The sequence below is a fragment of the Methanobrevibacter sp. genome, assembly GCF_045130115.1.
Lineage (GTDB): Archaea > Methanobacteriota > Methanobacteria > Methanobacteriales > Methanobacteriaceae > Methanocatella.
The window spans coordinates 17600-32196 of record NZ_JBGUPC010000012.1 but is presented as its reverse complement, the minus strand read 5'-3'; the positions used below and the strand labels follow the sequence as shown (position 1 = coordinate 32196).

Sequence of the window (14597 nt, the reverse complement as noted above, 5' to 3'; positions counted from 1 at the left end):
GTTAAAATTTTGGGCAGGAAATGTGAAAAAAGAAGGGACGTTGCATAATTCTTCCTATGAAACTTTTTATATCTCCGATTTTAAAATAAGTCCTGAAGAATATGAAGACAAGGCGATATTGGATATCGGCTGCGGTCCTAGGGGAAGTTTGGAATGGGCAGATATGGCAGGCTTAAGGATAGGTCTTGATCCATTGGTCAATGAATATTATAAGCTCAATGGCGGAACATTATTCCATAAAATGCAATATGTTAGGGGATACAGTGAAGATATGCCATTTCCGGATGAGATATTTGATTTTGTATTTTCCATCAATTCACTTGACCATGTCGACGATTTGGATGAAACCATATCTGAGATAAAGCGTGTTTTAAAAATTGGCGGCATTTGCGGCATAATTGTGGATGTTAACCACGAACCAACAGTCAACGAACCCATAACAATTGATTTGGATTTGAAAGATAAGTTCTTGGATGTCTGTGATGTAGTTGAGGAAAGGGTCTATGAAACAGTTTACAAAACAGGCTTTAGGGATAATCTGGATGATCCTACCTTTTATGATTTTGATAATGAAGAGTTCAGGCCCGCCATTCTGCTTTTGAAATTAAGGAAAGTTAAGGAATATGTTGCTGAAGTTAATAAAGTCCCTAAAAAAGATGCAAATGCATATAATAATCTATTCAACCAAAATAATAAATTAAAAAAAGAGAATAAACGATTGAAAAAAGAAATTAATGCATTTAAAAACAGAAAAGTTGTGAAATTTGCGAATAAATTAAAGTCCGGAAAGAAATAACTATAATCTTAATGATAACTTTTCCTTTAATTCCTCATCACTCATTTCGGTGATGAATGTTTCATCGCTGCTTATGGCCTTTTCAGCAAGATTCAACTTGTTTTTGCTCATCTCGTCAATCACTTCTTCAAGGGTTCCCTTTGTGATGAACCTGTACACCATCACATCGCTTTTCTGACCAATCCTGTGCACACGGTCTGTTGCCTGATTCTCGATTGCAGGATTCCACCATAAGTCATAATGGATGACGTTCTGTGCGGCTGTCAGGTTAAGACCAACGCCCCCTGTCTTGAGTGTGGCAACCAGAATCTTACAGTCCTTATTCTCCTGGAAATTCTCAATCACTTCTGTCCTTTTCTGCTGTGAGAGGGAACCGTGTAAAAATAGCACTTCGGTTTTCAGCTTTTTGGAGACCAGTTTCTGTATTATTTTGCCCATTTGAGCATATTGGGTAAAGATTATTACCTTTTCATCCATATCCAGAATGTTTTCTAGGATTGTTATCAGCAGCTCCATCTTTCCTGATTCTGAAATCTTCGGATTGTCCGAACGCAGAAACTGTGCCGGATGATTGCATGCCTGTTTGAGTCCGGTTATGATGTTTAGAATAATTCCACGTCTTTCAATGCCGGTCTTTCCTTCCAGATCCTCGAAGATGCCGTCCATTATTGCATTGTACAGTTTAATCTGTTTGTTTGTCAGGCTGCAGTAGATGTCATTGACAATCTTGTCCGGAAGCTCGTCCTTGATGTTGTCATCGGTCTTGAGACGCCTCATGACAAATGGTTTTGTTATTGTCCGGAACTTTTCCAATGTTTTTGTCTCTTCCAGCCTCTCGATTCTCATCACGTAATTGGCCTTGAAACTGTCCAGTGATGAGAGGTATCCCTTGTTTACAAAATCAAATATGGACCAGTAATCTGTCAATTTGTTTTCTATTGGAGTACCTGTAAGGGCAATCTTTGTTTTTGCCTTGACATTCTTGATGGCCTTTGTCTGCTGTGTATTCGGATTTTTGATGTTTTGAGCTTCATCAATGACGCACATGAACCATGTCTTGTCTAAAAACATGTCCAAATCAAGCCTTATGACTCCATAGGAGGTCAGCATGATGTCATATTCCTCAAACGGAAATGTCCTGTTTGATCCGTGATAGACATAATAAGACAGTTCGGGGGTGAACTTTTTAATTTCATTTTCCCAGTTTGATATCAGTGTCGGAGGGACAATAATCAGTGACGGTTCGCTGTCCAGAGGATTTGTCTCCTTGAAATGGAGTATTGCGGTTAAGACCTGGACCGTTTTACCGAGCCCCATGTCATCTGCCAATATGCATCCGAACTTATATCTGGCATTGGAAACAAGCCAGGAATATCCAATTTTCTGGTATGGTCTCAGCTCTCCGGTGAATGACTTTGGAACGTCGTAAGCTTTGGTTTCTCCAATCATTTTTTTGAATTTCTTGAAGTCATTCGGATTTTTCATCTGATTTTTGATTAACTTTTCAGATTCCCTGTCCATGGTCTTATTTTGGTCATTTTAATTAATAAATTTTCAAAATTGAATTTTTAAATTTGAATTATTTTTTCAAAAAATGAGGATTTCCTCACTAAAAAACAAAGTTTAATAATAATCTAAAATAAAATATAATAAAGATAGTAAATTTTTATATTTTATTATGGTGATTTAATGGTAAAAATAGCTAAATTGGCTTTGGAAGATGGAACTATTTTAAAAGGTGAAGCATTCGGTTATGAAACCACCAAATTAGGAGAACTCGTTTTTTCCACTGGTATGGGCGGTTACACCGAATCATTGACTGATCCGTCTTTTAGAGGAGAAATTTTAATGTCCACTTACCCGCTTGAAGGTAATCATGGGGTAAGTGAAGAGTGGTACCAATCTGACAGTATTCAGGTTGAAGGATTTGTTTGTCGTGAAGTTTGCCGTGAGCTTTCAAACTTCGGACCTCAAAAAACATTGGACGAATTTTTAAAAGAGTTTGAAACTCCTGGAATCAGCGGAATCGACACTCGTGATTTGACACTTAAAATCAGAGAAAGAGGTTCACTTAAAGCTGCAATCACAACTGAAGACATCGATGATGACAAACTCCTGGAAATGGCAAAAGCACAGCCAAGCATTGAAGACATGGACGTTGTGCCTTTAGTTTCCACTAAGGAAATCAAGATATTCAATGAGGATGCCGATAGGAAAGTCGCTCTGATTGACTGTGGTGTTAAAAAGAATATCATAAACTCATTTTTGGAACGTGACATCGGAGTCATACTGTTCCCTTATGACACTGACTACAAGACCGTCTTGGATTACTCTCCATCCGGACTCATGATTACTTCCGGACCTGGAAACCCTGACAGAGTGTCCGAAACTATCGAAACCATGAAAAAGCTATCAAACAGATTGCCAATATTCGGTATCTGTATGGGTCAGCAACTGATTGCCAAATCATTCGGTGCAAGGTCATATAAGATGAAATTCGGTCACCGTGGTGAAAACCAGCCGGTAAAAGACCTAAACACCGGAAAAGTATTCATCACATCGCAGAACCACGGTTTCACAATTGACAAGGAATCTCTAAAGGAAACCGATTTAGTATTGACTCAGATTAACTTGAATGATGGAACTCCGGAAGGTATTTCCCATAAGGAGTTACCGTTACATTGTATACAGTACCATCCTGAAGCAGGACCTGGTCCAAACGATACAAGACACATTTTTGATGAATTTAACCAAATGATGGATGATTATTAATTAGAGGGATTACAAATGCCAGTTGATAAAGATATTAAAAAAGTATTAATTATTGGATCTGGACCTATTCAAATCGGACAAGCAGCAGAATTCGATTATTCAGGTTCACAAGCATGTAAATCACTAAGAGAAGAAGGTATTGAAACAGTACTCGTTAACAGTAATCCTGCTACAATCCAAACTGACTTAGGAATGGCCGATACTGTCTATACCGAGCCGTTGACTCCTGAAGTCGTTGCAAAAATTATTGAAGAAGAGGAAATTGATGCTATTTTACCAACCATGGGCGGACAGACCGGATTGAATATTGCAACAGGACTCGGAGATTTAGGATTACTTGATGGAATTAAGGTAATAGGTTCCGACGTTCAAACAATCAAGGATGTAGAGGACCGTGACTTATTCGCAAACCTTATGGAAGAAATCGGAGAGCAAATTCCAAAATGTCACGCTGTTGAAAGCGTAGAGGCAGCTCTTGAAGCGGTTGAGGATATCGGTTATCCTGTTATCGTAAGGCCGGCCTTCACATTAGGAGGAACCGGTGGAGGAATCGCCCACAACGAAGAGGAACTTATTGAAATTGCAAATCACGGTTTGGATATGAGTTTCATCAACCAGGTCCTTATCGACGAATCCGTTCTCGGATGGAAGGAAATCGAATTTGAAGTTATGAGAGATAAGGAAGACACCTGTATCATCGTATGTACAATGGAAAACATAGACCCAATGGGAATCCACACAGGAGACAGTGTCGTAGTTGCTCCTATCCAATGTTTATGTGATGAAACCATTCAGAAAATGCGTGACGCATCAATCAAGATTATCAGAGCATTGGGAATCCGTGGAGGATGTAACATTCAGTTTGCGCTAAACCCTGAAACCGACGAATACAAAGTAATCGAGGTAAACCCAAGGGTATCAAGAAGTAGTGCACTTGCATCAAAGGCAACAGGTTATCCAATCGCTAAAATCTCATCAAAAGTTGCATTAGGATTGACCTTGGATGAAATCAAAAACGACATCACCAAGGAGACTCCTGCATCATTCGAACCTGCCATCGATTATGTGGTTATCAAAATCCCAAGATGGCCGTTTGACAAGTTCAAAGGAATCAGCCGTGAAGTCGGAGTTCAGATGAAGGCGACCGGAGAGGTCATGGCTATCGGAAGAACCTTCGAAGAGGCATTCCAGAAAGCATTAAGGTCACTTGACATGGGATTCGATGGATTCGAATATGTCGAATGGAGCGAAGAAGACCTTGCTCATCCAACAGACCTTATCTACTTCCAGATCTATTCAGTTATAAAGGACGGAATGGATATCGACAAGATCCGTGAACTCACCAAAATCGACAATTTCTTCCTATACAAAATCAGAAATATCGTGGAGTTCGAAAACGATGTCACCGCTGAAAAACTGGACGATGAAGAGTACTTAAGAAAAGCAAAACAGATGGGATGCTCAAACAAACGTTTGGCAGAATTGTCAGGCCAGACTGAAGAGTATATCAAAAACCTGCTTACCAGATACAACATAAAACAGTCCTATAAGATGGTAGATACCTGTGCTGCTGAATTCGAAGCTAAAACTCCATATTACTACAGCAGCTATGATAAAGGTAATGAACTGACTTCAACCACAAAGAAAAAGGTTGTAATTCTTGGTGCAGGACCAATCAGAATCGGACAGGGTATTGAATTCGATTACTGTTGTGTACACTCCTCCCTCGCTTTAAAAGAAGAGGGAATAGAAACAATCCTGATCAACAATAACCCTGAAACCGTAAGTACCGATTATGACATTTCAGACAAGCTGTTCTTTGAACCGTTAACCTTTGAAGATGTGATGGGAGTAATCGAACAGGAAAAACCTGATGGAGTCATCGTGCAATTCGGAGGACAAACCTCAATCAACCTTGCCGTGCCGCTCGCAAATGCAGGCGTTAAAATATGGGGAACACCATATGACAGCATCGACAGGGTAGAAGACAGAGAATTGTTCGCAGAGCTCCTTGAAAAACTTCACATTCATCAGGCACCATACGGAACAGCAAATTCATTCGAAGAGGCAAAAGAGATTGCAGAAAGAATCACATTCCCAGTCCTTGTACGTCCGTCATATGTTATCGGCGGAAGGGCAATGGAAATCGTTTATGATATGAACGAGCTTGAGGAATATATGAAAGAGGCAGTTAAAGTCTCACCAGACCACCCTATTCTTGTGGACAAGTTCCTTGAAGATGCAATCGAGCTTGATGTGGACCTGTTATGTGACGGAGAAGACGTATTCATTGCAGGAATCATGGAACACATTGAAGAAGCAGGTGTTCACTCAGGAGATTCCGCATGTGTAATACCTCCTCAGACAATTCCTGAACATATCCTGAACACAATCCGTGAACACTCAACCAAACTTGCTTTGGAATTGGATGTCAAAGGTTTGATGAACATCCAATACGCTGTAAAGCTTGACGAAGAGATGGTTTACATCATTGAGGCAAACCCTCGTGCAAGTAGGACCGTTCCGTTTGTAAGCAAAGCCATCGGTGTGCCATTGGCAAAAGTTGCAACATGGATTATGAACGGCGCCAAATTAAGGGACTTCGGACTTGAAAAAGAAATCAAGATAGGTCACGTGGCTGTAAAAGAATCAGTATTCCCATTCCTGAAACTTCCTGAATCTGATACAGTGCTCGGACCTGAAATGAAATCAACCGGTGAAAGCATAGGTATTGATGACAGCTTTGGAATGGCATTCTACAAATCACAGCTTTCAGCTAATATGGAACTTCCTAAAGAAGGTAAGATTTTTATCAGCGTCAAGGAAGCCGACAAGAAGAAAATCAGACCTATTGCTGAAAAAGCTGCCAATTTAGGATTTGATATTGTTGCAACTGCAGGTACAGGTGATGCAACCGGCCTCGATTCAGTTGAAAAAGTCCTGAAAGTGTCACAGGGATCACCTAACATCAGGGACGCTATCCTGAACAAGGAAATCGACCTGATTATCAACACATCTGAAGGTAAGCAATCCGCTAAGGATGGTTATATCATCAGACGTTTAGCTATTGAGTTAGGTATACCTTACGTAACTACTTTGGCAGGCGCAAGAGCAGTTTTAAATGCTATTGAAGCTGTGCAAAATAATGAACTCAATGTAAAATCTTTAAACGAATATGTTGATGGAGAATAATTATTCTCTATCCTTTTTTTAATTATTATACAAATAATCCTTAATGTTAATACCACATGAAGGACATTCCTCTTCACCGATTTTCAACCTGCTTTTACACTTAGGACAGAAGTTGAGTTGAACCTTATACTCTTTGCTTTGATCAATGACTGCATTGACCTCGATTCTTTCGGTGATGTGTGATTTCAGCACGTTCATGTCCCAATCGTTGTCCATCAGCATCTTTTTATAGTAAAACGCTTCAGTCATTGTGTCGTAATGGCCTATGATGTCATCGCCTTTCTTAATGTAGAATTTCCTTATTTTATGGTCAAAAAGGATTTCTCCTTCCCTTTCCTTTTTATTGAATTTTGTTCCTTTGATTCTGCCTTTTGGCCGTTTTTCGGGAAAAGGGGGCAATTCCATGTTTTCATACTTGTTTTCAAGGTCGCATTCGACAAGCAGGTCATAATCGAAATTACAAAAAAACAGCGCATCCCTTTCATATAATGCATCAGATAATTTACTGAACTCTCCATAATCCTTATTATTGTATTTGACTCGATATACATTGCCGGTTTTTACAATATTCCTGTAAAAATATCTTATTTCCTGGGAGTTAATAGAAATCACCTTGATGGTTTAAAAAAGAGATAATCGAATTTTCACGATATCTAGTTAATATTATTGTTTTTCAAATTAAATAAATTTATTGAATACAAAAATACTTTAATAAAAAAAATTAGATTTTACTTTAATGTTTACTGTATCTAATGGAATTATATTGAAAGGCCAGGATTTGGTTCCTGTTCGCGAAAATGTCGTTGTGGACGATGGGAAAATCATTGAAATTGCAAAAGATGCAAAAGAGGGCAAAATCATAGATGTTGATGGTGCCATAGTATGCCCGTCCTTCATCAACGGTCATGTTCACATTGGGGACTCCATAATTAGGGATGAGGGTTATGGCCTTTCGCTGGCTGAAATGGTCAAGCCTCCAAATGGCGTCAAGCACGTTGCCTTGTCAAATGCCGAAGACGAGGATTTGGTCAACGCCATGAGGCAATCCATGCAGGACATGATCAGTTCGGGAACAACCCACTTCATCGATTATCGTGAAGGGGGAATCAAGGGAGTCAAGCTTTTAAGGGAGGCTTCAAAGGATCTTCCAATCAAGCCGATAATTCTGGGCCGTGACGACAGTTTCTATGGTGATGATCCCGATTTGGGCAGGGTCAAAATAGCCATTCGAAAATTATTGAAGATTGCGGATGGAATCGCTCCGAGCGGATTTGGGGAAATCACTCCGGAAGTTGCCAGTCTGATTTCAGAGGAATGCAGCAAGCAAGGCAAAATCTCATCAATTCATGTGGCCGAATCAGAATCCAATCAAATCGAGTCATTAAACAATGATAAGCTAACTGAAATCGCCAAAGGCGTTAACAGCAATTTCAGTCAACTGGTTCACCTGACCAATCCAAAGGCGAACGATTTGGAATTGGTTGCCGGTTCAAATCAGAACGTTGTAGTTTGTCCAAGGGCAAATGCAACCTTAAACGTTGGTGTGGCTCCGTTAAACAGGATGCTTGGGTTAGGAATAAGGCCTTTGCTTGGAAGCGACAATGTGATGCTGAATTCGCCAAATATGTTTAGGGAATTGGAATTTACCCTAAAGCTAATGTCCATTTATCATAGAAGTTATATTAATCCTAAAGACTTGGTTAAAATGGCAACAACCAACATATGCGGATTTGAAATCAACACTGTAGTCGAAAAATCATTGATTTCAGAGGATAATTTTGCCGAATTTATTGTTTTAAAATCTTTTTCTAAAAATCCATACCTTAATATATGTAATCGTGTAGAAACGAAAAATATATTATATACCATTAACAAAAAGATAAATGTATAATATCATGGATATGAATCCATATATTATGGGAGATGTTAATGATGTATAAAAAGATATTGGTTCCTACAGACGGTTCAGAATTCGCAAAGAAAGCTGAAAAACATGCGTTATTCTTATCAAAGGTTAGTGGGGCCGAAATAGTTGCTGTGAGTGTCACAGAAAATAATTTTGTTAACGGACTTCCATTGGATGATGAGATATACCAGTTAAACGAAATCTTAAAAGAAAGATCAGAAGAAAATCTCAAGGAATTTGATGAATTGAATGATAGTGATTTAAAGATTACTCACATAATTAGGGAAGGCTCACCTGCTAGAGTTATTTTAGAGGTTGCCCAAGAAGAAGATATTGACCTGATTGTAATGGGTAGTTCAGGTAAATCCGGCTTCGATAGATTTATTATGGGTAGTGTGGCAGATAAGGTTGTAAATTCAGCAAAATGCGCAGTTCTTGTTGTCCATTAAATTATATTTATTATTGTATTTTATAAAGGTGTTTTTATGTTAGTTAAAAGAACAATGTCTAAAAATGTTGTCAGTGTTTCCGTTCCAGGAAACAGGGAAAAAGTTTTAGACTTAATGAGAAAAGAAAACAAAGCAGTGCTTCCTGTAGTTAAAGAAGATACTGATATTTTAGTAGGACTAGTAACTCGTTCTGATTTAATTAATAATCCTGATGAAGAACAAATTGCAATGTTGATGACCAGAGAGTTAATCACCGTCAAACCTGGCGATGATGTAGTTGATGCAGCTCGCGTAATGATGGAAAATAATGTTAGAAGAGTTCCTGTTATAAATGATGATGGTGAATTAGTTGGTATCATCACCTCCTTTGATTTGGTGTCTAAAGCATTAACCAAAATTGAAGTGCATGATGCTGTTGAAAATTATATGATTACTACCGTTCCGACAACCTGGGAAAAAGCTCCATTGAATGTCGCTTTTGAAACCATGAATCAATTCGGATTGAAATCAATCTTGGCACTTGATGACGACGCTAAATTGTCAGGTATATTGACTGAAACCGATTTCATTTCTGAAATCGAAATTATCTCTGAAAGAAGTGAACACAGTTCCACTGTCGGAACCGAAGGGGATAAATGGTCATGGGACAGTACTTCAGTTTTATACATTGAGAAAAACAGTTTGAAATTTGCCGACAAGACTGTTGCTGATGTTGCTGTCAGCAATGTTGAAGTTGCAAATTCCAAAACCAAAGTTTCTGACTGTGCTAAAAAAATGAAATCCTTAAATATCGAGCAAATCCCTGTAATTGGTGTTGAAGGAGATTTGGTCGGTCTTGTAAGGGCTAGTGATTTAATCAAGGCTTTGGTTAAAAAAGAATAGTGGTATAATGGCTGTTAGTCCAGTATTGGTGATTAAAGCAGATGAGAGTACGGTTGATGTTCGTGCAAGATTATACGATGATTATTCCGAACATAAAATTGTACTGAACTCTGTCATTACTTATTGGTGGGCTAATGACATGCCTCCCGCTGTAAAATTTTTAGAGCTTTTCGATTCAGTCATCAAAAGAACCATTAATGAGATTTTCCCACACAAGACATTAACCCTGAAATATGATGTCAGGGCAAATCAGGTGCTGGAAAAGGCATCTGAAATTGAAGTCAAGGTGATTTCTGTTGTTGCCGATGATGTGGGATTTAAAATTGATGGATGTTCATTTTCATTAAATGGAATCAGGAAAGTCGAAAGCGATTTTGAGTCTAAAGAATTTTCAACTAGTTTTGATCATGTCATCGAAACTCCGGATATTGTTCTCAAAAAGTATCGTGAAATGAATGAAAAATAATTCATTTCTCCTTTACTATTTTTCTTCAAGCATTCTTATTTTTTGATAAATCTAAAGCAATGTTTTATCAATAAGGTTATTTTTAATTTATCATCATTTCATTTTAATGAATCATTCAATAAACTCATGTTAAAAATAGTTTTGTAATGTGGATGATACTAATTAATTTCATCAATTTCTTTTTTGATTATCTTAAGCAAGTCTTTTGCATCTTCCTTTTTAATGTCGGGGGATGTTCTGATAAAATCAATCAGTTCCGCCTTTTTATCATCGTCCAAATCGGATTCGCTTAATGTTTGGGAATAGTTTCTTTTAGGATAAAATGTCTTTTTGGTGATTTTCAACAATTCGTCCTTTTCATCTTCAGTAATTATGCTTTCGTCTACAGCATTGGTAAAAACATATTTCATATTGATCAGCGGAACGGACAGGGCTTCGAGGGTCTCGCCGTCAAGCATCACTGCCACATCATCATCAGAGTCGACTTCGCCGGTTGCATACTGGGTATAGACATATCCTACTCCGGTCATTCCCAATGTGTCAAGTTCTGAGGCTCTCAGGGCGCCCATGCTTGAAGCGCCATATACCTTAACTCCACTCTTCATTGCATTGAGAATTTCCTTGTGTCCTACTGCGGAGCTTTGGTGGAACACTCCGTCAATTATTGCGATGATGTCCGGATGCTCTTTTAGGGCCTGGCCCAAATCTCCTCTCTGGATAGGTCTTTTATATATTACTTCAACTTCATCTGTTGAATCAAGAATTTCTTTCGCCTCATCAAAAGGAAGTGACAGGCCAGTATAAACTATTATCCTTAGCATTTTATCACACTTTCAAAAATCTGTATCCTGCCCTTGAAGGGTCAAGTGCAAAAAGCTCCATTTCGGGAATTATGACACGAACAACACTTACATCAAGTTCCGGACGTGTTAAATCGTAATATAGGATTTTATCGATGTCGTTGGTTATCAATTCATCTTTGACAATTTCCAAATCATTTGTAATGGATGTTGTTGACTTATTTTCAATGCTTGAAAGGGATATCTTTTCATCTTCGTCTCTGAAGTAGTATTTATTGATCCTTTTCATGCGCTCATAGCCTGCTTCACGGGCAAAATCAGCTCTGACTGTATCTTCACGTGCGCCATTGATTTGGGTTGCTCTGCTTTGGGCCACTTCAGTCAGCGCCCTTAAGATTGCTACTTCAGGGTCAAGATGGGTTCCCATGCCTAAGGTTAAAAGTCCTGCATCACGTGTAACTGTATCGTCGGCTGAAGCGGCGATTGTCGGAACATTGATGTCTGCAGTGAAATCCATTAATTTTATCTTGATGCCATTTGATTCGAACCTGTCGATGGTGTCGTTGACAATATCGCTTTCAATGCTGTCCAAATCAATTTGTGCATAGTTTTTATGGGTGAGCTCGAAAATGCTCCATGCGTCACGCTCTATAACTTCAAATATTCCATGCAAAATAGCCTCTTCCAGGATATTTCCGGATGCGAGACCGTTGGTGTTTGACTTGAACAGGCTTTCACAGTCATTTCCATGAATGTATGGATGATAAATGGCATTTGTGGGAATGTAATATTCCTTGTCTGAAATAATGTCTTTTACAGGACTCCATTCCAGCTTCATTGAATCCAAATTCTGCTTTTTAAAGTCTTTCGGCAGGTTCAGGGATTCCGGATTGATGTATTCTCCCAAATCGGAAATTTCATCCAAACTGGCAATTGTGACCTCATCGCTGTCTTGCCTTTCAGCGGAATACCTTTCAAAGCCTTCCATCATTGCTGAAGCTCTTGCATGGTCTTTGGTGATTCCTTTTCCACCATAGATGCTTACCGCACCGTCTTCAGCGGTAGGCCTGATTGCAGTATAAATCGGAAGGCCGATTCTGTCCAAATCGGTTATGTCTGCAATACGGGTGATTCCGGCTGTCTTCAGCTTGTCCTCATTGTTTTCAATGGTTTTTTCGGGTGCGATTACCCTGTGTGTCCCTTTAAAGTATGTCAATTCATCTGTCATGCTATATTCCTATAATCAGTCTAACTAAACTTTCAACGCCTATTGTCATAGATGCTGCGGTCATTATTCCTGCGATTGCTATTATAATAATCCAAATTCCGACATTCCACCTTAGCACTTTGGATCCATCCAGATTTCCAATAGGAAGCAAGTTGAATACAGCCAAGAAGCTGTTGATTGAATAACCCACTGAACAGACTATGAATAGAATTACAGAGGTTTCTGATGTAAATGCGGATGGATAGACTGCAGTTGCAATTGCCAAAAAGACTAATGCAAGGACTATATTGACGACGGGTCCTGCAATGGAGATTTTCCCGTTTATCTCATCAGTCATATAGTTTGCATAGGTATAAACCGCACCTGGTGCGGCAAATACGAAACCGAAAAATGATGTGATGAGCGCAAATATTAACCCTTGAGGCCATAATTTGAATTCAGCCCAGTATCCGTATTTCATTGACACGAATTTATGTCCGAGCTCGTGCAGGATGAAACCGGAACCTACACCTACCATAACAAATGGAAGGCTGGTTAATATTGCATTTGGGTTTCTGCCACTATTCACAATTGCAAAACAAAGTGAAATAACGAAAAATGCAATTATTAAATCTCTCACTTCACTACGTGTAAACTTAATCATAATGTTAAAATATCTAATTTTATATATAAAGATTTTTCTAATATTAACTATGGAATCACATGTCGACAATATATTAAATGATTTGGAAAAAGATGATTTTCAGGCTTATCTGCTTACTCAGTTTACAAATGTCGAATACATTTCAGGTTACAGGCCAACCAGCTTCGCATTCTGCATAATTAAGGAAAATCCTATTATATACGCTTCCAAAATGGATATGGAATTGGCCAACAATAATTCATCTATTGAGGTCAGGGAATACGAATCCTTTGAAGTTATTGTGGATGAACTTAAGGCAGATGGCGTTAGGAATATGGCAATCGAGCCGGCATTGCCATTCAGCACATATGTCAGATTCAGGGACGACTTCAAGATAGATTCCAAAACATACATCGACAAGCAGAGGATGATTAAAACGCCGGATGAAATTGAAAAGATTGCAAGGGCAACCGAAATCGCCCAGAAATCATTCCTTCAACTGGATATTCTGAACAATCACGACACTGAAAAGGAGGTCGCATTTGATCTTGTCCGCTTCATGATTGAAAACGGGGCAGACAAGGAATCGTTCGATACGATTGTGACAAGTGGAGCTAATTCAAGCTTGCCTCATGCAATTTCCGAATCTAAAAAGTTGGAAGAACCTATATTGATTGACTGGGGAGCAATTTTTGAAGGTTACTGCTCAGACAATACTCGTACAATGGTTTACACTGAAGACCAACAGGAAATTTGGGATATTGTGGCCGAAGCCCATGACAAGGCAATTAAGGCGGCAAGGCCGGGTATAAAATGTTGTGAGGTTGACAATGTCGCAAGGGACATCATAACTGAATATGGATACGGCGATAAGTTCATACATTCAACAGGTCATAGCTTGGGCCTTGATATTCATGAGACTCCGGGATTTTCAACACGTGATGAAACCGTAATTGAAAAGGGAATGGTGATAACGGTGGAGCCGGGAATATATCTTGAAGGTGAATTCGGTGTTCGTCTTGAGGATACCATTGCAATTTCTAAAAGGGGCAATGTCATAGGCGATCTTCCTTTGGATATAAGTTGATTCAATTCATTTAAATCTGAATAGGAACAGTTTCGATGGATTTCTGTTGTCATTTTTCAGTTATTGAATTATTCATTTTCAGATTATTTTTTCATAAAGTAAACTATTATAAATATTTTAAATAAATATAATTATTAATTAATATTGTGGTGAATTATAATGGCAAATAAATATTTGGCAGTTATCATGTCCTTCCTAATTCCTGGAGTAGGTCAGGCTTATGCGGGAGATATTAAAAAGGGAATAGCATATTTCCTCGTTGCATTTGTAGCCTTGGAAATTATTGGAATATTTTTTGTGGATTCCATTTTAAACTCATTTTATTATATTATTGATATCCTCATTAGTATTTATGCCGCTTATGATGCTTATCTAATGACAAAAGATTAATTTTGGA

General features: G+C 38.6%; 14 protein-coding genes. 9 read left to right on the top strand and 5 right to left on the bottom strand.

The genetic code is table 11. The annotated features are described in order from the left end of the window. Positions 1 to 22: 22 nt before the first annotated feature. On the top strand, positions 23 to 796 hold the full coding sequence (locus ACJMML_RS02480) for a class I SAM-dependent methyltransferase (protein WP_405305814.1): 774 nt from the start codon (positions 23 to 25) through the stop codon (positions 794 to 796). Here ACJMML_RS02480 and ACJMML_RS02475 read toward each other — a convergent pair whose 3' ends face one another. Next, on the bottom strand, positions 797 to 2317 hold the full coding sequence (locus ACJMML_RS02475; RefSeq protein WP_405305813.1) for a DEAD/DEAH box helicase: 1521 nt from the start codon (positions 2315 to 2317) through the stop codon (positions 797 to 799). Between the two features lie 168 nt (positions 2318 to 2485). On the opposite strand from ACJMML_RS02475, the gene carA reads away from it, so the two are divergent. Both carA and carB read left to right on the top strand, forming a co-directional pair. Beyond that, entirely contained in the window at positions 2486 to 3568 is a 1083-nt protein-coding gene (gene carA, locus ACJMML_RS02470; protein WP_405305812.1) for a glutamine-hydrolyzing carbamoyl-phosphate synthase small subunit, read from the top strand. Positions 3569 to 3583: 15 nt separating this feature from the next. Continuing rightward, positions 3584 to 6760 (top strand): carbamoyl-phosphate synthase large subunit, encoded by a 3177-nt coding sequence (carB, locus tag ACJMML_RS02465; protein WP_405305811.1) that lies wholly within the window; start codon positions 3584 to 3586, stop codon positions 6758 to 6760. Between the two features lie 18 nt (positions 6761 to 6778). On the opposite strand, the gene ACJMML_RS02460 is transcribed toward carB, so the two are convergent. Beyond that, positions 6779 to 7372 (bottom strand): zinc ribbon domain-containing protein, encoded by a 594-nt coding sequence (locus ACJMML_RS02460; protein ID WP_405305810.1) that lies wholly within the window; start codon positions 7370 to 7372, stop codon positions 6779 to 6781. Positions 7373 to 7496: 124 nt separating this feature from the next. Here ACJMML_RS02460 and ACJMML_RS02455 point away from each other — a divergent pair, with 124 nt between their 5' ends. Genes ACJMML_RS02455 through ACJMML_RS02440 form a run of 4 tightly spaced genes read left to right on the top strand, consistent with a single transcriptional unit; the run spans position 7497 to position 10463 of the window. Further along, positions 7497 to 8651 carry an amidohydrolase family protein gene (locus ACJMML_RS02455; RefSeq protein ID WP_405305809.1) on the top strand — a complete coding sequence of 385 codons (1155 nt, stop codon included), beginning with the start codon at positions 7497 to 7499 and terminating at the stop codon, positions 8649 to 8651. Between the two features lie 41 nt (positions 8652 to 8692). Further along, positions 8693 to 9115, top strand: coding sequence for a universal stress protein (locus ACJMML_RS02450; protein WP_405305847.1), 423 nt, complete (start codon positions 8693 to 8695; stop codon positions 9113 to 9115). Positions 9116 to 9151: 36 nt separating this feature from the next. Beyond that, positions 9152 to 9997 carry a CBS domain-containing protein gene (locus ACJMML_RS02445; protein WP_303738740.1) on the top strand — a complete coding sequence of 282 codons (846 nt, stop codon included), beginning with the start codon at positions 9152 to 9154 and terminating at the stop codon, positions 9995 to 9997. Positions 9998 to 10004: 7 nt separating this feature from the next. Continuing rightward, positions 10005 to 10463 (top strand): hypothetical protein, encoded by a 459-nt coding sequence (locus tag ACJMML_RS02440; RefSeq protein ID WP_405305808.1) that lies wholly within the window; start codon positions 10005 to 10007, stop codon positions 10461 to 10463. A 158-nt stretch (positions 10464 to 10621) separates the two neighbouring features. On the opposite strand, the gene ACJMML_RS02435 is transcribed toward ACJMML_RS02440, so the two are convergent. Genes ACJMML_RS02435 through ACJMML_RS02425 form a run of 3 tightly spaced genes read right to left on the bottom strand, consistent with a single transcriptional unit; the run spans position 10622 to position 13134 of the window. Next, positions 10622 to 11284 carry a TfuA-related McrA-glycine thioamidation protein gene (locus ACJMML_RS02435; protein ID WP_405305807.1) on the bottom strand — a complete coding sequence of 221 codons (663 nt, stop codon included), beginning with the start codon at positions 11282 to 11284 and terminating at the stop codon, positions 10622 to 10624. Positions 11285 to 11288: 4 nt separating this feature from the next. Continuing rightward, a complete protein-coding gene (locus ACJMML_RS02430; RefSeq protein WP_405305806.1) occupies positions 11289 to 12491 on the bottom strand; it encodes a YcaO-related McrA-glycine thioamidation protein in 1203 nt (400 codons plus the stop codon). Position 12492: 1 nt separating this feature from the next. Continuing rightward, positions 12493 to 13134: a site-2 protease family protein gene (locus ACJMML_RS02425; RefSeq protein WP_405305805.1), complete on the bottom strand. Its 642-nt coding sequence runs from the start codon at positions 13132 to 13134 to the stop codon at positions 12493 to 12495. 49 nt (positions 13135 to 13183) lie between these two features. Here ACJMML_RS02425 and ACJMML_RS02420 point away from each other — a divergent pair, with 49 nt between their 5' ends. Continuing rightward, positions 13184 to 14200, top strand: coding sequence for a M24 family metallopeptidase (locus tag ACJMML_RS02420; protein ID WP_405305804.1), 1017 nt, complete (start codon positions 13184 to 13186; stop codon positions 14198 to 14200). A 159-nt stretch (positions 14201 to 14359) separates the two neighbouring features. Then, positions 14360 to 14590 (top strand): hypothetical protein, encoded by a 231-nt coding sequence (locus ACJMML_RS02415; protein ID WP_405305803.1) that lies wholly within the window; start codon positions 14360 to 14362, stop codon positions 14588 to 14590. Positions 14591 to 14597: the final 7 nt, after the last annotated feature.